Raw genomic sequence first — 21951 nt, forward strand, 5'->3', positions numbered from 1 at the left:
GCTCGGATACTAAGTGTCAAACAGGCAGCCGGCGAACATGAATTAACTCGGTATCAATACCAGCTACTTGCACCTCCTTTTGCGCAAGGTTCGCAAGACGCTTTCTCTGGGGTTCAAAGACATCTTCCCGCTGCGTGCCGGGGCATTCAGAATTCGATTTTCCGTTTGTTGTACTGGAGGGGAGGGAAGCAAACGAGTTCGAGATTGATGTCGGCTCTCAGGCGACGCCGAATTGACCCAACTGCCGATGTAAGCCGGGCTCCGTACCGTTGCGAATGTGATTGCGGATTGCTTGGGGGCATTGCGGTGTTCCGTTTTAGCCCCAGCGCCGGCTCTGGAACTCACTGATCTTGATCAGTTCTCTTTTCATTGGATGCTCCATGCCGCGCCCACCGTTCATCGAGAGGCAGTGAGTTGTAAGGTTTTGGTTTGCAATTGGATGAATTAGGGCGGGAACACTGACGTTGCGTATCAGGGATTAGCTGATATACGAGGAAGGCTTGGTCGAATAAGGTTCAGTAGTTCGCCCTGCCAGCTGTTTCAGAGAAATGCTGAGTGGCCGCAACTGGTCAGGGTGGGCTTACTTCTCACCGAGGCCCCGTGTAGATGAGTCAGGCCATGAAGGCGGGGGCATAGACTGGCATGATCATGGCGTCACCTCGCGATTGCCAAAGAGCTCTACAACTCATGCTCAAGCAGTGCAGCAAGGTGTTCGTAGTCGCCGAGTCGAGTAGTTAGCAAGCATTTATTGATCTCATCCCAGCAGGTCGGGACACCACGCTCTTCCAACCAGTTGTGCGCAAACGGGAACGCTTCCATCGCTGACTCGGTGCGGAACACATAGGTATTTCCAAGGCGACCGCGCCACTGAAGAGAACAGCCGCCAATGAGCACTTTAAGGCGGCGTGCAAGCTGCGCATTGCCCAGCGTAATTCGGAGACCGCCACGGCTGATCATGCTCAGATACTGCGCGTGATGATGGTCTTCATCACTGACACTTGTGAGCCCTTTGCGGCCGCCGATGTAATTTATGATCACGCCTCTGGCAGTTCTCTTGACCTGCACGCCAGACTGCCTGCAGGATTTCTGTGTTAGCGACCTTCATGGCGTCACCTTCCGGCAGTGATCCCTCGGGTCCCAGAACATACTAAGTCAGCACGACCGTCCGGTACCCACGCCTTTCCCCACCAGTTTTTCGCGCACCCTCATGCAGGTACAGTACAAACTCCCCCGCGTCATGGAAGGCGAGTTCGAACGAGTGGGTGAATTGCGTGCCGACGATTACTCGATAGATGAAGTTGAAGCGGTGATAGTGAATCGCCGAGTGCTCGAAGCAAGCGCGCCGCGGCAGTTCTGGGAACCACAATGCAGCCGCTGGTTGCCCCGGAGCTGCGCCCGCACAAAGCCGAGGCCGTGAGGGGGATCTTGTTGGTCATTACGTCGTCGATGATGATGAGTACACCACCGCAACAGTGAGATAGAGAGCGCCCCAGAAGCAGGCGCTTACGGTCATGGCTTTCAGGATCATGGCGTCAACTCCAGTTGAGGTGCGGCGGCCGCGATCCCCGCGACAGCCAGGGCATAGACTTCCGGGTGCTGCTTATCGAAAGCTGGGAGTGTTTCCGTTTCGACCCACGTTCCGTATACCTGGCCTTTTTTGAGCCAAAGCTTTCTTCCCGTACGGTGCCTGCGTCCAAGCAGTGATACCAACGCCGTGAGCGGCGATCTGCTTAGCGGTGATGAAGCCTTGGCGGCGGTGCAGGGCCAGCACCTTTAAACCCGACTCTTTCCATGGTGTCAGCTTCACCGGTGACGGCACGTCTGCCGGGAGATTGGTTACCAGAATAGGAATCTGACAGCGCTCATCGCGATTCCAATCGAACATGTACACCTCGGAGAACCAGGCTTCGCGCCCTTGGGCAGCAGGTCCAGCCATCCAAGCTGTTGAACTCATCGATGAACTTCACGCGCAGAGGTCAGCCTCCTTTTCGATCGTTTCAACAGGCATACAGAATCCTTTGCCGCTACAGCGGCTGAAAGTTGTACATAAAATTTGGATCCGTACAGCTGTAACGACCAATTCAACAGCTTTGTGTTTCCTGGCACCGCGTGGTAATTGAAGTAGCCACTCACCCCCGAGGGAGCCACCTCCCTTGAGCCCGGATGGGTTCATGACACCGGCGCTTCAGCTCATTCCGAATAGCCAGATGCGTCGCACGCATTCGATTCTTGACCGTCAGACGCAGTATTTGGAACCCACCGCGTCTGTTGGTACTACAACAGTGCGTGAAGCCGAGGAAGTCAAATGTCTCCGGTTTACCTAAACCTCGTTCCCTACGATTTCTCGCAGTAGGACGACCAAACTCAATCAGTCGTGTTTTCGAGGCATTGATGGACAATCCGAACTTGGCCAAGCGCTCCTGCAACTGCACCAGAAACTGCTGAGCCCGCCATTGCGTCCTCAAACCCACCATGCTGTCATCCGCGTAGCGCACAACGATCACATCGCCACGGGCATGTTGCTCACGCCACTGCCTTGTCCACAGATCCTGCACGTAGTGAAGATAGATATTCTCCAGCAATGGCGATCGAGCGCCGGCAACAATAGAGCAAACTCTCGGATGAAATGGGGGCTGCGCATTGCCAGGGAGAGTTATGCTCTGAGGTATGCGGGATGCCCCGACGTTGAGATTGTTCTCGTCATTGAAGTCATCTTCCCCACTGACGGGAGACTCAGTCATGAGCCGAAAACCGCGTGCCGCGAAAAAACCTTGGCGGGGCGTCTCTAGTTCACGCTGATACCAGTCGTTTGATCCAGTCCAGCAGCACACTGGGCAGCAACTCTGGTCTGTGCAACAAGGCGTATTGCCGAGAGCCGAATACCGCTGGCAGGTAATTCGCCGCCTGGCGGTCGATAGTCAAACAGAAGGGATAGATGCCTTGGAGCTTGGCTTCGGTTACGGCCTGACGCATGTCTTCGACGCCGTAGCGACCTTCGTACTGGTCAGCATCGTTGGGCTTGCCGTCGGAGAGCAGCAATAAGAGACGGTGCGTGGCAGCTTCGCGCATCAGCAACGTGCTGGCATGGCGCAGGGCGGCGCCGGCCCGGGTGTAGCGTTCCGGTTCGAGAGCCGCAATGCGCCGACCGACTTCAAGGCTGTAACGCTCATCGAAGGTTTTCAGAGTTCGGATTGTGACCCGTTGCGGCCCTTCGCCGGAAAACGCCAGCACACTATAGGCCTCGCCCAGGCTCTCTAGCGCCAGGCAGACCAGCAGTAACGCTTCGCGCTCGACATCAATGACCCGGCGATGGCAGGACAGCCAGCTGTCGGTGGAGCCGCTGACGTCGATCAGCAACATGATCGCCATGTCGCGACGGCCACGGCGATGGGTCTGATACAGCGCCTGCGGCATGCTCAGGCCGGCGCGGGCCTCGGCGCAACCGTCGATATACGCTTCCAGATCGATTTCGTCGCCGTCCCATTGTTTGCGCAGCCTGACGCGTTGGGCCCGCAGGCTTTCGAATTGCCGGCGGATTGCATCCAGCACCGGACGATGAGTATCAAGGGTTTGCTCGACCCACTGCTGCGGGCCTTCCCGGGCAGGACACAGTTGCAGGGTCACCCCCGGATCACGGTACACCTGGCGGTGATAATCCCACTCGGGATAGCTGATTGCGTGGGTGGGGAGGTCCTGTGCGCGGTGCTGAAATCGGGTCCGTGGCGGGTCGACGGACAGCAGCACTTCTTTCGGACGACCTGCCGCCACCACCAGCCGGGCTTCGTTGAGTTCGGACAATGACTCGGCGAAATCAGCCGCAGGGGTATCAGTATCCCGGTCGGTCGGGCGCTGCATGCCCATGGGGTCTTCGGCTTTTTCCAGCGGTTCGGCGGGTTGCACCATCCACAGGCCTTGTTCCTGATCGTCGTCCTCATCGGCACAGGCCTCGCGTGCAGTGGGCTGACGCGTGAGGCGGGCACTGCGTGGCAGGGCATCGTCGGTGTCGATTTCACCGGGCGGGGGCGACACTTCCTGACCCGCCGACGGCTCGCGCAGGTCGCCGGTCCAGGCATCAAGGAGAAGCCTGTCTGCGCCGAGCTCGTGAGATTCTTCGGAGAGGAGACGTTGCGCGAGGGCTCCTGACAGTTGCAGGGAATTGGCGGCGTGGGTGGGTGTCGCCAACCCTTCCAGAGGCGCGCCGCATTCACTGTTCAGCAGTAAACGCAGGAAGTTTTCCAGGGGTTGTCGCTGGCTGGGAAAGGCGTGAAGCGGCGGGCGGGTCGCCAGGGCATGCTGGCGCAAGTCATGGATCGAGGGCGCCAATCCCGGCAACAGGCGTATCAAATCCGCATCAGCAGCCCAAGCTTCGAGAAGTAGATAGACGCTGCGCTGCATCGGGTTGTCTAGGGCTGACAGGGCGTTGGCACTGCCTCGTTGGGCGCGCATCGCCTGTTGCAAGGCCAGGGCTCTATAACGCTTCAGGGTGAGCGGATTCTCGCTGCTTCCCAGATCCTGCGGTAGCCATATAGTCACGCCATCGGTCGCTGGGACGGCGCTTTGCTGACACGGCTTTTCGTGACGCACAAAAAACTTCTTCAGCAGCGTAGGGGGCGAGGGCGGTTGCGCGACGCGCAGCGAATAGTGGGTGTTGAACACCGCCTTGATCAGCAAATCGAGGTATTGTGCGACATCTCCGAGGGTGACGATTTTTGCCATGTCCGAGGGGGCCTGGTGACGCCGCCACAACGCCTGTGCATACACCGTCGCGTGGCGTGCAACATCGGTAATGAGGTCCTCGGCTTCGGCCATTTAGATAAATGTCAGGTCGACGAGGTCGCGCATGGCAGCGACCAGCACCGCGTCATCGGACAGCGGCGAGATCAACGCGACTCGACAGGCGATGGGCGCAGCAATTCCGCTGGTAATCAGTCGCGCAGTGGCAATCAGCAGACGGGTACTGGGGACTTCCGCCAGGCCCCGGTCCTGCAAGGCGCGTAGTCGCTGGGCGAGCGTGACCAGGGCGTGGGCGGTGGCGTAGTCGGTTCCACCTTCATGGATGACAATGGCGATTTCGCGCTCGGCCGGCGGGAAATCAAAATCCAGCGCCACAAAGCGCTGTCGGGTGCTCGGCTTCAAATCCTTGAGTATTCGTTGGTAGCCTGGGTTGTATGACACCACCAATTGAAAGTGTGGCGAGGCTTCAACGATCTCGCCGATTTTGTCCAGCGGCAGAATTCGTCGGTGGTCGGTCAGCGGGTGCAGGACGACAATCGTGTCTTGCCGCGCTTCGACCACCTCGTCCAGGTAACAGATCGCGCCTTCGCGCACCGCTCGGGTCAGCGGGCCCTCCGTCCAATGGGTGCCCTGGTGACCAATCAGGAAACGCCCGACCAGGTCGCTGGCACTCAGATCGTCATGGCAGGAAATGGTGATCAACGGGCGTTTGAGGCGCCAGGCCATGTGTTCGACAAAGCGGGTCTTGCCACACCCGGTGGGGCCTTTGAGCATGACGGCCAGTTGCTGCGCGTGGCATTGCTCGAAAATCGCGACCTCATCGCCGCTGGGCTGGTAATAGGGTTCAGCTTGCAGCGGCGCGGACTCTGCGGTCGACAGGTTCTGTTGCATTCGCGAACGATCCATCAAAACGCTGCGCCTGACGCACGAGGCACGTCCAGAACCGGATCGGCTTCATCGACATTGAATTGCGGCGCATGGCGGAAAAAATCGAAGATAAACAGCCCGACACCCAGGCTGAACATCGACGCCGTCGCCACCAGCATCAGGAAATGCACCTGAATCTTCAACTGCACGTCCAGATAGCCCATGCCGAGAATGCGCTCCAGGTACACCTGAGCAATGCCCGCAGTGGCAAATGACAGGGTCATGCCGAACATCCCTCCCAACTGCAGCCAAAATGCCCAATAACCGATACTGCTTTCCTCTACGGGACGACGGGTCATGCCTGGGAGCGCGTAGGTGATCATCGCCAGGACTATCATGGCATAGGCCCCGTAGAAGGCCGCATGGCCGTGCATGGCGGTAATCAGGGTGCCATGGGTCCATTTGTTGACGTCGGGAAAGGTGTGGGCCAGACCAAGGAGGCCAGCGCCAAACATGGTGAACAGGGCGCTGCCCATGGTCCAGTGCAAGGCCAGTTTGTTGGGATGAGAGAGGCCGGAGCGGCGCATTGCGTTGTAGGCGTAGATCGCCATACCGACCAGCGCCATGGGCTCAAGTGCACTGAAGAAACCGCCCAATGGAAGCCAGTAATGGGGGACGCCGATCCAGTAATAATGGTGGGCGGTGCCAAGGATGCCGGCAATGAACACCAGGCCGACAATCACGTACAGCCACTTTTCCATGACCTCGCGATCAGCACCGGACAGTCTGATCAGCAGATAGGCCAGAAAGCCGCCCTGGATCATTTCCCAGACACCTTCGACCCACAGGTGAATCGTCCACCAGCGGTAGTAGATCGACACCACGTAGTTTTCATAGTGCAGCAGCGCCGGCAGATAAAGCACGGCGGCACTGGCCAGCCCCAACAAAAGAACGCCTTCGGTGGCAGTGAAACGCCCGGCTTTCTTGATGGTCATGCCGATGTTGTAGAGAAACATCAGCATGCAGATCACGATCACGATCTTGTGCGGCAGCGGTTGTTCGAGCAGTTTGTTCCCGGTGCCATAACCGAACAGATAGCCCAGCACGGCGGTGACGCCCATGGCCGTCCACAACCCGAGCTGAATATACGCCAGTTTGGTGCTGTGCAACTCGCCACGGGACTCGTCCGGCACCATCCAGTAGGTTGCCCCCATGAACCCAGTCAGCACCCAGACGATCAACAGATTGGTGTGAATCGCCTTGGTGACATCAAAGGGCAACACATCCAGCAGGGGATCCGGTCCGAGGTATTTGGCTGCCGAGAGCAAGCCGAATACCAGTTGCAGACCGAATAGCGCCATGGCAACGGCGAAGTACCAGTAAGCGACGGATTGAGATCTGTAACGCATGGTCATCCCCTTTGATTACTGGAACGACGCCAGATAGGCGACCAGTTGATCGATCTGTTCGGGCGTTAGCGATTTGGCGAAGGTGTCCGGCATGAAAGACATGCCATTGGCGGAATACATGTCGCCCGGATGCAGGTAGGCGCTTGGCGTGACGATGGACTCGCGGATGAAGCCTTCGACGTCCTTGGCCTTGCCCTTGTAGTCAGGCGAGGCAATGACCTGTTTGGCCCGAGCAGCCAACCCGGCCAGTGTCGGTCCGGCGAGATTGACCCCCGGTGCAATCGAATGGCAAGCGCTGCACACCGGTGTGGCAGTGGTTCGAAACAGCGCCTCGCCCAAGGCGATAGGGTCTTCCTTGTCGGACACCGGGCGTGCGGCGGGTGGCTGGTTGCCACCGGCGACGTTCTGCTGCGCCACGGTGAGGTCCATGCCGGGAATCGACGTGCCGGTCACAAGGATCGGCCGCGGTGGCCAGCCTTGATTGTCGACCTTGCTCACCCAATCCATAAAGGCGATCAAAGCCGCGATTTCTTCGTCATTGAGTTTTAGATTCGGCATCAACCGGCGATGGCGTTGCTCGTCATAAAACTTTGAGGGGTCTTTGAGGAACGCGGTGAGATAAGGGGCGCCGCGCTGCTGGGTGATTTTCGTAAGGTCCGGAGCGTAATACGCGCCTTCACCAAACAACGTATGGCAATTGATGCAATTGTATTCATGCCATACATCCTTGCCGCGAGTTACTTCTGGCGTGATCTGTTGAGCGTTGGTCAATTTTGGAAACTGCCGGTGACTATCAACCGTCATGCCGAGAAACACAACGGCGGCGATGGCCGTCGATATCAGCGCGAACGAGCGTGTCTGGCGTTTGTTCATTGCGAACTCCCTAGACGCCGATACCCGTCCAATAGGTGATGCCGATAACGCCGGCATAAACGACCGCGCTGGCCATCAGCACGAGCACTGCATAGCTGACGAACTTCAAGACGTTGTGCACGACTGCCTCCCAATGTGAAAGTGCAGGTGGAAAGTTCCCGGAAAAGCGCTCTGCCGGGTGGGTATTAATCAACAGGAAGAGCGTTAGGCGCATGCACAGCGGCTTTGCGCTGCTCGGAACGAGGCAGGCGACCTCGACTTCTGCTGCACTGACGATTGTCTCAGGTCAGGATTCGAATAGCCGAGAACAGGCACTAATTATTAACGATACCAAGCGCTGCATATTTGAGTGCCGTGTTTCAGGTTGGGAAAATTAATGATCTTGAGTCTAGTAGACTTCGCATGGCTGTCAAGAAATTGAATAAAATTTGAACCAGTCGTAGTGGCGGTCACACAGAAGAAATTGAAATAATCGAGGTGAAGCAAATGACCAGCGTATCTCTATTGAGGGCGGAGGCGCATGGTATTCAGTCATGATCAACCGTAAGTGCTCGATGGCGTCATGATATTTTGAGATCGGTATTTCGTCTATTCTCATGATACTGGCTGAAATTTTCAATCCAGATAGAGCCGATCGAGAAAGATCAAGGGCGGCGCAGCTCAAGCTATGTGCTTCACTGAACTGCTGGTTTTTACGTTCAAGCATCAGCTTTTAGGCATACTTCGGCTTGACCGGAAATCCAAGACCGGGCTTCTGCATCTCCTGACGATTTATACGGCCTCAAAATGGTCGATAGCGTCGATCATGTGGTGCGATTTCGAAACTGTCGGAGTGGTGGGATTCTATTAGAAAGCTTTTCAATTATCGAATTCGTTAATAATAAATTTCAAAAAACGACTTAAAAAAGGCCCGCAAACGGGCCTAAAAAGCGGTTCTATTAGTCGCATGAAGCTGTTTCAGCTTCTTACTCCTCAGATGCCACCAGTCGCGCACCTTTACGCGTGACCTGCTGCCCGACTTCAAAACTCGCATTGGGTGAGCGCACCGTACTAATCTCACCTTGCGCGTTTTTCACTTCATAAGCGGTTTCAGATTTGCCAATGCCTGCTTGCACCGCACTGCCGGTGAAAAAACCGCCAGCTGCGCCGACTAATGCACCAATCGGGCCCCCTGCCGCGCCAACCATCATTCCGGTCAAGGCGCCGAAACCCTTGCCAGCGGTTGTGTCGGGGACTTCACGGATTATCTGGTCAGCCTGGCATAGCGGAGACAGTAGTGTTAACAGGGTAAAACTGAGCGCGATTGAACGAGTCATGACATTGTCCCTTTGGGGTTTGCGTTAAGTTCGCTATTCAATACACAAAGCGGGCCAATAATTTTATTGATTAATATCAATGGTTTAAGTAATATAATAGTCATTATGACCTAATTCGGAAAGGGTCATAATGACAATAAATAGTCAATATGACTATCTCGACTGATAGCTTGTGCGCGCGTGCATGGCTGGACGATTGGTACTCGATGAATGACTTTGGCATGGGGGCGCAGTACCAATGCTAGGGATATTCCGACGCCTCCAGTACTTAACTAACATTTGTAAGCTGCAATGCCGGTAAAGGCCAAAGTTCCGATACCAGTCGGGCAGGCTGTCTAGGTTTCAGGGATTGAGTCTTTTCTGTCGCCAAGCATTGAGCAGTCATGTTCGTTTTCTATCTTGTCAAGGGTCGGAGCACATCTTCCTCACCCGGTCGATAAGAGCGACTGTGCCTGCGTATTGTTAAGCGAGCGCAATTGACCTAAACGCCAGTGCGCCAACTGGTGCTCAATACCGACGAGATCATTGGAAATTCCTCGAGTAGATTGGTAAGAGTCGGCGCCTACATAAAAAGCGTACCTTCGGTCTTCCGTGTCGGCCCTAGTCGAGACAAGTCGACGGCGTCGGTGTGTAAGCGCCGTCAAAATCAAGGAAAAGGGGGGGGGGGCGAATTCCTCTGCACCGAGGTTTCTCCCGTAAGTGACCCTCACCGAATAGCTGGGGCTCGATGGGTCATAGCGTGTTTTAGCACTCACTTCGGTGTCTCCGACCTTCTCTGCGGGAGCGGAGTCATTACTTTAAACACATGAGATAGCGTATCAACGAAAAGCTTAGGGGCCGTGCTGGGTAATTGCACAGGCTTGCTCACCCATTTGTATTCGACTTGACCCGTCGTTTGCTTTCCCACTGACCACTTGTTTGCATTCGAGCTGACCAGCGATAGATGACGTATCCTCAACCAAAAAAAGCATGGCGATCTCTACCGCGCCGCATTGTGTGCCTGAAAAATGATGAGCCTGAGCGCTTGCCGAAGGGCACCCAAGTCAGTCAAAGCAAGGAGGTGGTAGGCAATCCATCAGTGTTAAAAAATCTCAGACGCGTACATTTCTGCCGTGGAAACCGAAGCAGACTATTTCAACACAACGGCCAAAAAGAGGGACTCTAAAGAGACTTGAGAAGCCGAGCCGATTCATCGCGCTGATCCAACGTCCTAGGTGGATTTTCGGAACAGCTCTTGCCGAATTTTCCCGATGGCTCCCATGGGATTGAGCCCCTTGGGGCAGACCCAAGAGCAGTTGCCGATGCTTCGGCAACGGAACAAGCTGAACGGGTCCTCCAGCCGCTCTAGCCGTTCCACCGTGGCCTGATCGCGGCTGTCGATGATGAAACGCCAAGCCTGCAACAGCCCGGCTGGACCTACGTACTTTTCTGGGTTCCACCACCAGGATGGACATTGCGAGGAACAGCAGCCACAGAGAATGCATTCATACAGCCCATCGAGCTTAGCGCGCTCTTTGGGGGACTGGAGACGCTCGATGGCCGGTGTTGGTTCGTGGTTGATCAGCCATGGCTTGATGCTCTCGTACTGCTGAAAGAAGAGACTCTGGTCGACTACCAGATCGCGGATGACCGGCATGCCGGGCAAAGGTCTGATGATCAGTATGCTGGCCGTGCCCAGTGCCTCTGAAACTGGCGTGATGCAAGCCAGTCTGTTCTTGCCGTTGATATTCATGCCATCCGAGCCGCAAACACCCTCCCGACAGGAGCGCCGATAGACCAGTGTCTGATCTGCCTCGTGCAGGAACTCCAGCGCATCCAGCACCATTCGTACTCGAAACTCCTCGGGCAACGACAACGACTGCATCCAAGGCGACCGTTCTTGTTCTGGATGGTATCGATATACCTGTACTTCAATCATGGCTCGTTTCTCCTCCACCGATTACGACGAGAGTGGACAGCACCTTGACCCGGTGAGTACACGGTGCCCACATCCGGTCGATCAGAAGAATTCCTCACGTGGAGCATAGACGTTGATGACGTCAGAGCGAATTTGCTTCCGGCGCGAGCTTACGGGGCGGACGGTGAAGCGTCGCTGACAGACAATCCGCTTCCTGAGACTGTGCGAAGCATCGGCGCGGGCAACGATGGAGCAGCAGTAGATCTGCAAATCACGGCGGCTACCGAGATTCCAGAGTTGTCGAATGCCGAATTGGTCCATCTTTGTATCCGAGCTATTGCCTTGGAAAACCTGGTGATCGTGCTGCTCGCTCAAGGTTCGGATCAGCAACTGGCCGTCCCCGTGAAATGACCTCCTATATCACGCCAAGATCGGGGGTCACCCACCACCCCCTAACGATTCATGCGGATTCGCAGATGATCGATAGCGTCGCCCGTGCAATGCGATTTCGCAAGCTGTCTGAGTCATGAGGGTGCCCTCGGCCCTTATGCCGGACACCTCTCAGCCGACAACTGGCGCTGGGTAACGAAGCGAATTCCCCAAAGGGGTCGCGGCCGCGGTCAAAGTTGCGGGTTCGGCTCTGCCTCGGCCCATAAGATGCACAACCATTCTGCCGCGATAGAGAAGGTAGTCCGCTACGATTCTGCGATGAAAACGCCACCAGACGGCCTCCGAACACATGATCGCGCATCGCTGGTCCTGACTGAGTTCTTGTAAACGCAACAAGCCCTGTTCAAATTCTTCGGACAACGCATAGTCGGCATAGTTATGAACTTTGGTTGATCCAGAATCCATTAATGTCTGGCGTCACAGTTTTTGGTTTTTTTCGTAATCCGCCAGGTTTGGCTAGTTGTATGTAATTGATGTTTTGCGCAGCAAGCGCTTGCGATAATGTATTAAAATTGAATTGAGGGTTAGTTTGCGATAGGGGCACGGTACGGATATCCGCGAGCCATTCAATATGTTCGGCCCGAAGTAGTTCAATGAACTCAGATAGGGTTCTGGTGGAGTGGCCTATTGTATAAATTACTGGAAGCTCGAACATTAGCCTGGTCCAAAAATACCAAAAGTGCTAACTATGACAATGTATAATCGGCTTCGTTTACTGTCTCCTAGAACGCTTAGGCGTAAGGTCAAGCGCTTCACCATCGATTGATGGTCCTTCGCCTGAAATTGTATTCGCAAGGGGGGGGTTATTCGGAAATTCCAGTTTTAGTCAAGAAAAAAATTTATTAAGGCTGTGTTTTAGACGAAAACGCGATTAAAATCAGACATGAACGCTCGTCAGGAGAGGTTTTTTTGTGCAATGACTAAAAATATACCGACCTATTTGGTGATGATTTTTTGTCTGCTGGATAGCTTTCCTTAAATAAATATTGAACCATTGGTGCTGAAAATTGTTTTGACCCGCTTATAGAATATGATTGCTATGTCCGTGAGTAAGGAGGAGTGTTGATCACATAATTCTAATTAAGAGGCGATGGAGCATAATCGTTACTCGGCGGGTCATTCGTCAGAGGTCGATCGCTCAGCGAACCCATGCGTGCTTCCAAGCTCTCACTGCTCGGTGTCCGGCGTCCATTTAAATATGGGCTGATCATTTTGTTGTGCCTGGTGTTCGATGGGTTTTCCGGATTACAGGCGAAGGACTATGGCGGGCTCGAGCAGCAGCGTGTAGACGCCATATTTCCTGGCAGCGATGGACTTTCCGAGCCCAGCGGCGAGTTCAAGGTCCGCACCATCAGCGCCGGCAAAACCCTGCTCGGTTACGTGTTCCAGAGTCAGGACGTGGTGGACATTCCGGCCTATTCCGGCAAACCGGTCAACATGCAGGTCATCCTCGATCCCCAGGGTGTCATCCAGGACGCCTACGTACTGGAACACCATGAGCCGATCCTGCTGATCGGCATTCCCGTGGAAAAGCTGCATGCCTTCGATGCCAAATACAAAGGGATCAAGGCCGACCGAAGGGTGGTGGTCGGTCACTCCAGTGATCCAGAGGCGGTGTCGGTCGACGGGATCGCCGGCGCGACGGTGACCGTCATGGTGGTCAACGAGATCATCATGCGCGCGGCGCAAAAGGTGGCCGTTTCGCTGAAACTGGTTGAGGACAAGTCCGGGCAGACGCAGAAGCCCGCCACCGTGCGCCAGGACTTTTACGAAGCCGCGACCTGGGAGCAACTGACCGGCAACGGCGCGATCCGCCAGTTGAACCTGACCCGTGGCCAGGTCGACGCCGCCTTCAAGGGCACCGAAGCCGAAGGCATCGACAACGCCAGTGCCGAGCAAGTCGATGAACCCTTTATCGAACTCTACGTAGCCGACCTGAATCCGCCGACCATCGGTCGCAACCTGCTGGGCGACAATCAGTACCGTTTCCTCATGCAGGACCTCAAGCCGGGCGAGCAGGCCATCGCCGTGTTGGGTCGCGGCCTGTATTCCTACAAAGGCTCGGGTTATGTGCGCGGCGGGATTTTCGACCGGGTGCAATTGCGCCAGTTCGGCCACGTCATCAGTTTCCGCGACATGGACCATCAGCGGCTCTCCGACGTGTTTGCCAAGGGCATGCCGGAATTCAACGAGATGTCGATTTTCATTGTGCGCGAACCGGCCCGGTTCGATCCCGGATCGCCCTGGTCCCTGGAATTGCTGGTGCGCCGTCAGACCGGCGCGGTCGCCGGTGTGTTCAGCAGTTTCGAGCTGTCTTACCAACTGCCCGAGCCCTACCTCCTGCGCCCACCGCCCAGCGCCGAAGAACTGGCCGCGATCGAAGTTGCCAACCGGCCGACGTGGGTCAATATCTGGTACCAGAAAGCCTTTCAGATCGGGATCCTTTGCACGGCGCTGGCGGTGTTGATGGTGATTCTGTTCCTGCAGGACACCTTCACCAAGTACCCGCGTTTCCTCCACTGGCTGCGTCGCGTCTATTTGATCTTCACCGTGGTGTTCATTGGCTGGTACGCCCTGGGGCAGATTTCAGTGGTCAATGTCCTGACGTTCGCCCATGCCCTGGTCGAGAACTTCCGCTGGGAACTGTTTCTCACCGACCCGATTGTGTTCATCCTCTGGACCTTTACCGCCGCCAGCATTCTGCTGTGGGGGCGAGGGGTGTTCTGTGGCTGGTTGTGCCCCTTCGGCGCCTTGCAGGAACTGATCAACGAAGCCGCGCGCAAAATCAAGATCCCGCAATATGAACTGCCGTTCGCGTTGCATGAGCGCCTGTGGGCCGTGAAGTACATCATTCTGCTGGTGCTGTTCGGCATCTCGCTGGAGTCGATGACCACCGCCGAGCGATTTGCCGAGGTGGAACCGTTCAAGACCGCCATCACCCTCAAATTCGATCGCCAGTGGTGGTTCGTCGCCTACGCGGTAGCGCTGCTGGTCATCAATATCTTCACGCGCAAAGTCTATTGCCGCTACGTCTGCCCGTTGGGCGCGGCGCTGGCCATTCCCAGCAAGCTGCGCCTGTTCGACTGGCTCAAACGCCGCAAGGAATGCGGCACCCCCTGCCAACTGTGCGCCAAGGAATGCGAGATCCAGGCCATTCACCCGGACGGCCACATCAACGCCAACGAGTGCCATTACTGCCTCGATTGCCAGATGACCTACCACAACGAAAACAAATGCCCGCCACTGGTGCTCAAGAACAAGCGCAAGACACGGGACAAGCCAGCGCCTGTCACTCAGAGCGCCGAGCTGATTCCGGTGGTGCAAGTGTTTGAGCCCTGACCCCTTGCGGCATTTTCAGGGAACAGGAATCGATTGACCGAGCTTTCTCATATCTGCCCCGATGGAGCAAAACCCATGAGCGATAAAAAGTCGAAAAAAGATCATGACGCAGCCGATGGCCCAGGCCTGAACCGTCGCCTGTTTCTGGGCGCCTCAGCCCTGACCGGCGTTGCACTGGCGGGTGGCACAGCCTTGGGTAGCGCCGTATTCAGTCGCGAGACTTTTGCCGCGGCGGCCAAGGACGCGCAGTCGAAAATTCATGTGGGGCCAGGCGACCTGGATCAGTACTACGGTTTCTGGAGCGGCGGCCATCAGGGGGAAGTGCGGATCATGGGCATTCCGTCGATGCGCGAGCTGTTGCGCATCCCGGTGTTCAACGTCGACTCCGCCACGGGCTGGGGCCTGACCAACGAAAGCAAGCGGATCATGGGCGACAGCGCCCACTTCCAGAATGGCGACTGCCACCACCCGCACTTGTCGATGACCGACGGCAAGTACGACGGCAAGTACCTGTTCATCAACGACAAGGCCAACAGCCGCGTTGCACGTATCCGCCTGGACATCATGAAGTGCGACAAGATGCTCACCGTGCCTAACGTGCAGACCATTCACGGGTTGCGTCTGCAGAAAATGCCCCACACCCAATACGTGTTCGCCAACTCCGAATTCGTGATTCCGCACCCCAATGACGGCAGCACCTTCGACCTGCAGGACAAGAACAGCTACACGATGTTCAACGTCATCGATGCCGAGAAAATGGAGATGGCCTTTCAGGTGATAGTCGAAGGCAACCTGGATAACACCGACGCCGACTACACCGGCAAGTATGCGGCCTCGACCTGCTACAACTCGGAGAAGGCCTACGACCTGGGCGGCATGATGCGTAACGAGCGCGACTGGGTGGTGGTGTTCAACATCCCGCGCATCGAAGCGGCGATCAAGGCCGGCAAGTTCATCACTTTGGGTGACGCCAAGTCACCGGTCATCGATGGGCGTAGAACCGAGGGCAAGGAAAGCGAGTTCACGCGCTATATCCCGGTGCCGAAGAACCCTCACGGGATCAATATGACGCCCGACGGCAAGTACTTCATCGCCGCCGGCAAGCTCTCGCCGACCTGCACGATCATCGCCACTGCCAAGCTGGATGATCTGTTCGACGATAAATTCAAGGACCCGCGCGAGGTGGTGGTCGGCGAACCCGAACTGGGTCTTGGCCCGCTGCATACTACTTACGACGGTCGCGGTAATGCCTACACCACTCTGTTCATCGATAGCCAGGTGGTGAAGTGGAACATCGACGAAGCCGTTCGCGCCTACGGCGGCGAGAAGGTCAACTGCATCAAGCAGAAGCTCGATGTGCAATATCAGCCGGGGCACAACCATGCCTCGCTGACCGAAACCAGCGAGGCCGACGGCCAGTGGCTGGTGGTGCTGAGCAAGTTTTCCAAGGACCGTTTTCTCTCGACCGGTCCGCTGCACCCGGAAAACGATCAGTTGATCGATATCTCCGGCGACGAGATGAAACTGGTGCACGACGGCCCGGCGTTCGCCGAACCCCACGATTGCGTGATGGCCCGCCGCGACCAGATCCGGACCAAAAAGATCTGGGACCGCAACGACCCGTTTTTCGCCGAAACCGTGGCCATCGCCGCCAAGGACGGGATCAAGCTGGAGACCGATAACAAGGTCATCCATGACGGCAAGAAAGTCCGGGTCTACATGACCTCGATGGCCCCGGTCTACGGCGTCACGGAGTTCACCGTCAAGCAGGGTGACGAGGTCACGGTGACCATCACCAACATCGATCAGGTGGAAGACGTGAGTCACGGTTTTGTCATGACCAACCACGGCGTGAGCATGGAGATCAGCCCGCAGCAGACGTCCTCCATCACCTTCATCGCCGACAAGCCGGGGTTGCACTGGTACTACTGCAGCTGGTTCTGTCATGCGCTGCACATGGAAATGGTCGGTCGAATGCTCGTCGAGAAGGCTTGAGCGGCGGGTCGTATCAGGGCCGTAGAAAGGTGAGCGCAGTGTTCAGATCCCGGGGCAGTAACCGGTTACGTGGCATGGCACTTGTGGTGTGGGTGCTTGTATCGGCAGTCGCCCAGGCGTCGCCAAGGCCCATCACCGAACTGCCCCTGCAACCTGCTGGCGATCGCCACTGGACGCTGCCTGCCGGAAACTACCAAGGGCAGTTCAGCATCGATCAGCCGATGCGGATCGATTGTGAGAAAGATGCAGTCATCGATGCGCAGGGGCAGGGTAACGCGCTGTTCATCAGCGCGCCCGACGTGCGGGTCGAAGGGTGCACATTGCTTGACTGGGGGCGTGACATGACGGCCATGAACTCGGCGATTTTCATCGGTCCCAAGGCCCTGCGTGCGGTAATAGGCCACAACCACATGAAAGGACCAGGCTTCGGCATCTGGGTGGACGGCACCCGCGACGTCAGCCTGATTGGCAACGATATCGAAGGTGACCCGGGCATCCGCTCCCAGGATCGCGGCAACGGCATTCATCTGTATGCCGTGCACGGCGCCCGGGTGATCGGTAATCACGTGCGGCTGACCCGGGACGGCATCTACATCGACACCTCGAACGGCAACCTGCTGCAGGGCAATACCCTGGAAGACCTGCGCTACGGCGTGCACTACATGTACGCCAACGATAACCAGTTGCTCGGCAATACCACCCGCCGCACGCGCACCGGCTACGCCTTGATGCAGAGCCGCAAGCTGACGGTGATTGGCAACCGCTCCGAGCAGGACGAGAACTATGGCATCCTGATGAACTACATCACGTATTCCGAGCTGCGGGACAACTTCGTCAGCGACGTGCGCAGCGGTGCCGCCGAGGGCGGTATGGTCAGCGGCGCCGAGGGCAAGGCGCTGTTCATCTACAACTCGCTGTTCAATGTCATCGAACACAACCACTTCGAACGCAGCGCCGTGGGTATTCACCTCACCGCCGGGTCCGAAGACAACCGCATCGCCGACAACGCCTTTGTCGACAATCAGCAGCAGGTCAAATACGTCGCTACCCGCTTGCAGGAATGGTCGGCCCAGGGCCGCGGCAATTACTGGAGCGATTACCTGGGCTGGGATCGCAACAACGATGCGGTAGGCGATGTGATCTACGAGCCCAACGACAACGTCGACCGTCTGCTTTGGCTGTATCCACAGGTGCGGCTGTTGATGAAAAGCCCGAGCATTGAGGTGCTGCGTTGGGTTCAGCGCAGCTTCCCGGTGACGAAATCGCCTGGGGTCAAGGACAGTTTTCCGTTGATGAACCTTCCGACGCTGCCTCAGACACAGGGGCCGACCTTATGAACCCGGTCGAGATCGAAGGCGTCAGCCAGCGTTATGGCAGCATGACCGTGTTGCACGAGCTGACCATGAACCTCGGCGAAGGCGAGGTACTTGGCTTGTTTGGCCACAATGGTGCGGGCAAGACCACGGTGATGAAACTGATCCTTGGCCTGCTCAAGACCAGCGCCGGTCAGGTGCGCGTACTCGGTTGCCGACCCGCCCAGGCCGAGGTGCGTCGTCAACTCGGTTATCTGCCGGAAAACGTGACCTTCTACCCGCAACTCAGTGGCCGCGAAACCCTGCGCTATTTCGCCCGCCTCAAGGCTACGCCCCTGACGCAAGTTGATGAATTGCTCGATCAGGTCGGGCTCACGGCGGCGGCGGACCGTAGGGTGAAGACCTATTCCAAGGGCATGCGCCAGCGTCTGGGCCTGGCTCAGGCGGTGCTTGGCCAGCCGCGCCTGCTGTTGCTGGACGAGCCTACGGTGGGGCTGGACCCGATTGCCACCCAGGATTTGTATGGGTTGATCGACCGTCTGCGCCAACAGGGTACGAGCATCATCCTTTGCTCCCATGTGCTGGCCGGAGTCGAAGTGCATATCAATCGAGCGGCCATCCTGGCCAATGGTCGCCTGCAGGCGATCGGCAGCCTGGCCCACCTGCGTGAAGACGCCGACTTGCCGGCGCGTATCCGTGCCCATGGCCTGGCCCGGCGCGAGCAGTGGTTGCAGCGCTGGAATGCGGCCGGGCACACCGCCACCGCCATGGGCGGCAACGGAGTCGAGGTGATGGCGGTCAACGGCCACAAAGTCGATCTGCTGCGCCAATTGTTTCACGAGGATCAACCCCAGGACATCGAGATCCTGCAACCGTCCCTCGAGGACCTTTACGGTTATTACATGAGTCGTGCGCCCGGCGGCACAGAAGGCATTCATCCATGAATCAGATCTGGAGTATCGCCGCCAAGGAGTTCAGTGACGGACTGCGCAATCGCTGGCTGCTGGCAATCAGTCTGTTGTTCGCCATTCTGGCCGTGGGCATCGCCTGGCTCGGCGCGGCCGCATCCGGGCAAGTGGGTTTCACCTCCATCCCGGCAACCATCGCCAGCCTGGCCAGCCTCGCGACCTTCCTGATGCCGCTGATCGCGCTGTTGCTGGCCTATGATGCCATCGTCGGTGAGGACGAGGGCGGCACGCTGATGCTGTTACTCACCTATCCGCTGGGCCGTGGGCAAATCTTGTTGGGCAAGTTTGTCGGTCACGGCTCGATCCTGGCCCTGGCTACGCTGATCGGCTTTGGCTGCGCCGCCGTTGCGATCGCTTTGCTGGTCGATGATGTCGAGCTGGGATTGCTGCTGTGGGCGTTCGGCCGTTTCATGGTGTCTTCCACGCTACTGGGCTGGGTGTTCTTGGCGCTGGCCTACGTGTTGAGCAGCAAGGCCAGTGAAAAATCCAGCGCGGCCGGAATGGCCCTGGGTGTGTGGTTTCTGTTTGTGCTGGTGTTCGATCTGGCGCTGCTGGCGTTGCTGGTGCTCAGCAAAGGCCGGTTCAACCCCGACCTGTTGCCCTGGTTACTGTTGCTCAACCCGACCGACGTTTATCGCCTGATCAATCTCTCCGGTTTCGAAGGCAGCGGCAATGCCGTCGGCCTGATGGCGTTGAGCAGCGATCTACCCGTGCCGCCTGCATTGCTCTGGCTTTGCCTGTTGCTTTGGGTCGGGGTTTCGCTGCTGTTGGCGCACTGGATATTTCGCCGTCGACTCACTTGATCGTTTTACCCTGGAGACCATCGAGATGAACACTCTTTACCTGGCCGGGGCCCGTGCCCTGGTGGTCGTCATGACCTGCCTGGGTCTGGCGGCCTGCAATGATCGCGCAGAGCAAAAGCAAGCAGTGGCGCCTGTGGCTTTCCATCAGAGTGATGAGTGTCATGTCTGCGGGATGGTCATCGCCGATTTTCCGGGCCCCAAGGGCGAGGTCGTAGAAAAAGGCACGGTCAAGAAGTTCTGCTCCACCGCGGAAATGCTCGGATGGTGGCTTCAACCGGAGAATCACCACACTGAGGCGAAATTGTATGTGCACGACATGGGGAAAAGTGCGTGGGAGAAACCCGACGACCATTTTCTGATTGATGCAACCCAAGCCTACTATGTAGTCGGCACTCAGCTTAAAGGTTCCATGGGTGTGGTTCTGGCGTCATTTTCCGAGGAGGCCACCGCACGCAAACTGGCCAGCGAGCAGGGCGGCAGGGTGTTGCGTTTTGAGAGTATCGATCTGGCGCTTTTACAGCAAACCCCGACAATGTAGCCGAGCGGCCCGTTTCGCAGAAGAGAGCGGGCTCGCTTCTGCGGTGTGTGGGTCTTTTACTGGGGCACTCTTACTTCAGCGTCAAGATCCAGTCGGCCAAGGTCTTCGCTTCTTCGTCGGTCACCTGGTTGGCCGGCATAGCGATTGGCCCCCATTTGCCCGTACTGCCTTCTTTGATGCTCTTGACCAGGGTTGCCGATGCGTCGGCCTGGCCGGCGTATTTGGCCGCCACTTCCTTGTAACCTGGACCGACCATTTTGGCGTCGACCATATGGCAGGCAACGCAGGTTTTGCTCTTGAAGAGCGCCTCGCCATCAACGGCTTGAGCTGACTGCAACGTCAGCGCGGCACCCAAGGCCAACAGTGGAACCAGAATACTTTTCATCAGTGTTACCTCAGACTACGAAGCAGATTCGAAACGACCCGCTTCCGGTTTATTCAACAGGCATCGCATTGAATATTGTTAGGGTGAATTTGTCGGCAATACAAACTCACTTCTTCATGTGCTGATGATTGTCGGTGGGGAGCCGAATTGTGTAAAAACGCTCTTTTCACCTGTATTAGATTTGCCATTTTGAGCAATCGTTCAATTTTATCAGGATGTATTGGAAGGCGTGTGGTTAATTTTCGCCAATGGAGAATTAATTGTTACATGCTAAGTGTGTCGTATTCGCAACTCCCGGAGTTGAGTGCTGGTTATTTGTCTTGATCATCGTTCCTTGAAGTTGTGTTGCGTAAGTCACTAAAATATATTGAATTTAAAGTATGGCGTGGAGGATATGTTGGACGTCAGCAAAGCCCTGTGTAAGCTCGGCAATATGTCCGCGGTGGTAAATTAAAAATAGCTTCTCGAAAAGAAAGAAAACTTGTTTGAAGTAAGGCTTTGCTGAAATCATTGTTGTTTTGACTATGAGGAACTCGGAGTCCATCCTATCATCGTCGGAGTCGGGGTAGGAGGTGCTGGAGCATTTGGGGGTGGGCGCTGCCGGCAGAGTGCCGGCAGTGGATCGTTTATCAGCGTGAGTGGCGGCAGTTATCGATGTCTGTCGTTTTTAGTCATATCAGCGTTGCGACGATCTTAGCCGCAAGAGTTGCTGATGTGCAGCAGTCTTCTCTCCGTCAAGTCATTTTCAAGTGCCTGTAATTCGTTGAAGGGAAGGGTTGAACTGCGCTTAACGTTCTACAGAGCGGCTATGCGACATGAGCGAAGATCGAGTTGTTGCGCTTGAGATAGCGTTGAAAACGGTGATGGCGATCGCCAGAAATCATGGACTTGATATTGATCAACTATGCAGACAATCAATTGGCGCGATAATCGGTGACTCCGCAATGACCTGGGTAAAGGCTGATCACGCCGGGATGCCATCGTCGGGATTGAAATCGCCCAGGCTGACATTGCGCGCCTGCCGCTGTTTTCGACGTGATAGCTGAGGGGTTTACTGAGGCTTG

17 protein-coding genes and 1 pseudogene are annotated in these 21951 nt (G+C 56.6%); 8 read left to right on the forward strand and 10 right to left on the reverse strand.

Annotated features, from left to right (window positions below; translation table 11 throughout):
- Positions 1–678: 678 nt before the first annotated feature.
- The 9 genes from ELQ88_RS12350 to ELQ88_RS12395 form a co-directional block, all read right to left on the reverse strand.
- Entirely contained in the window at positions 679–1065 is a 387-nt protein-coding gene (locus ELQ88_RS12350; protein WP_138965295.1) for a hypothetical protein, read from the reverse strand.
- 535 nt (positions 1066–1600) lie between these two features.
- Positions 1601–1954, reverse strand: a complete 354-nt coding sequence (locus ELQ88_RS12360; RefSeq protein WP_224790941.1) for a hypothetical protein — start codon at positions 1952–1954, stop codon at positions 1601–1603.
- A 175-nt stretch (positions 1955–2129) separates the two neighbouring features.
- The gene (locus ELQ88_RS12365) at positions 2130–2741 is read right to left on the reverse strand and encodes a reverse transcriptase domain-containing protein (protein WP_228761599.1); all 612 of its coding nucleotides are present in this window, start codon (positions 2739–2741) and stop codon (positions 2130–2132) included.
- A gap of 49 nt (positions 2742–2790) precedes the next feature.
- Entirely contained in the window at positions 2791–4809 is a 2019-nt protein-coding gene (locus ELQ88_RS12370; protein WP_138965297.1) for a VWA domain-containing protein, read from the reverse strand.
- Positions 4810–5625, reverse strand: a complete 816-nt coding sequence (locus ELQ88_RS12375) for a CbbQ/NirQ/NorQ/GpvN family protein (protein WP_138969502.1) — start codon at positions 5623–5625, stop codon at positions 4810–4812.
- Between the two features lie 14 nt (positions 5626–5639).
- A complete protein-coding gene (locus tag ELQ88_RS12380; protein WP_138965299.1) occupies positions 5640–7010 on the reverse strand; it encodes a cbb3-type cytochrome c oxidase subunit I in 1371 nt (456 codons plus the stop codon).
- A gap of 15 nt (positions 7011–7025) precedes the next feature.
- Positions 7026–7883: a cytochrome c gene (locus tag ELQ88_RS12385; RefSeq protein ID WP_138965301.1), complete on the reverse strand. Its 858-nt coding sequence runs from the start codon at positions 7881–7883 to the stop codon at positions 7026–7028.
- Positions 7884–8848: 965 nt separating this feature from the next.
- Positions 8849–9199 (reverse strand): hypothetical protein, encoded by a 351-nt coding sequence (locus ELQ88_RS12390; protein WP_138965303.1) that lies wholly within the window; start codon positions 9197–9199, stop codon positions 8849–8851.
- 1210 nt (positions 9200–10409) lie between these two features.
- Positions 10410–11117 carry a succinate dehydrogenase iron-sulfur subunit gene (locus ELQ88_RS12395; protein WP_138965305.1) on the reverse strand — a complete coding sequence of 236 codons (708 nt, stop codon included), beginning with the start codon at positions 11115–11117 and terminating at the stop codon, positions 10410–10412.
- Between the two features lie 270 nt (positions 11118–11387).
- Between ELQ88_RS12395 and ELQ88_RS12400 the strand changes: the two are divergent.
- From ELQ88_RS12400 to ELQ88_RS12435, 7 genes and pseudogenes are all read left to right on the forward strand, one after another.
- A pseudogene (locus tag ELQ88_RS12400) lies at positions 11388–11626 on the forward strand (hypothetical protein); the annotation flags it as partial.
- Positions 11627–12695: 1069 nt separating this feature from the next.
- Entirely contained in the window at positions 12696–14885 is a 2190-nt protein-coding gene (locus ELQ88_RS12410; RefSeq protein ID WP_138965307.1) for a NosR/NirI family protein, read from the forward strand.
- Between the two features lie 75 nt (positions 14886–14960).
- Positions 14961–16880, forward strand: coding sequence for a TAT-dependent nitrous-oxide reductase (gene nosZ, locus ELQ88_RS12415; RefSeq protein WP_138965309.1), 1920 nt, complete (start codon positions 14961–14963; stop codon positions 16878–16880).
- 74 nt (positions 16881–16954) lie between these two features.
- Entirely contained in the window at positions 16955–18217 is a 1263-nt protein-coding gene (locus tag ELQ88_RS12420; protein WP_138969503.1) for a nitrous oxide reductase family maturation protein NosD, read from the forward strand.
- Entirely contained in the window at positions 18214–19137 is a 924-nt protein-coding gene (locus tag ELQ88_RS12425) for an ABC transporter ATP-binding protein (protein ID WP_138965311.1), read from the forward strand. The genes ELQ88_RS12420 and ELQ88_RS12425 overlap by 4 nt, the downstream gene beginning before the upstream one ends.
- The gene (locus tag ELQ88_RS12430; RefSeq protein ID WP_138965313.1) at positions 19134–19964 is read left to right on the forward strand and encodes an ABC transporter permease subunit; all 831 of its coding nucleotides are present in this window, start codon (positions 19134–19136) and stop codon (positions 19962–19964) included. The genes ELQ88_RS12425 and ELQ88_RS12430 overlap by 4 nt, the downstream gene beginning before the upstream one ends.
- Positions 19965–19989: 25 nt before the next feature.
- Complete coding sequence (locus ELQ88_RS12435; RefSeq protein WP_138965315.1) at positions 19990–20502, forward strand: nitrous oxide reductase accessory protein NosL; 513 nt, start codon at positions 19990–19992, stop codon at positions 20500–20502.
- Between the two features lie 70 nt (positions 20503–20572).
- On the opposite strand, the gene ELQ88_RS12440 is transcribed toward ELQ88_RS12435, so the two are convergent.
- Entirely contained in the window at positions 20573–20887 is a 315-nt protein-coding gene (locus ELQ88_RS12440) for a c-type cytochrome (RefSeq protein ID WP_138965317.1), read from the reverse strand.
- Positions 20888–21702: 815 nt separating this feature from the next.
- Between ELQ88_RS12440 and ELQ88_RS12445 the strand changes: the two genes are divergently transcribed.
- The gene (locus ELQ88_RS12445) at positions 21703–21933 is read left to right on the forward strand and encodes a hypothetical protein (RefSeq protein WP_138965320.1); all 231 of its coding nucleotides are present in this window, start codon (positions 21703–21705) and stop codon (positions 21931–21933) included.
- Positions 21934–21951: the final 18 nt, after the last annotated feature.

The sequence above is a fragment of the Pseudomonas sp. MPC6 genome (genome assembly GCF_006094435.1).
Lineage (GTDB): Bacteria > Pseudomonadota > Gammaproteobacteria > Pseudomonadales > Pseudomonadaceae > Aquipseudomonas.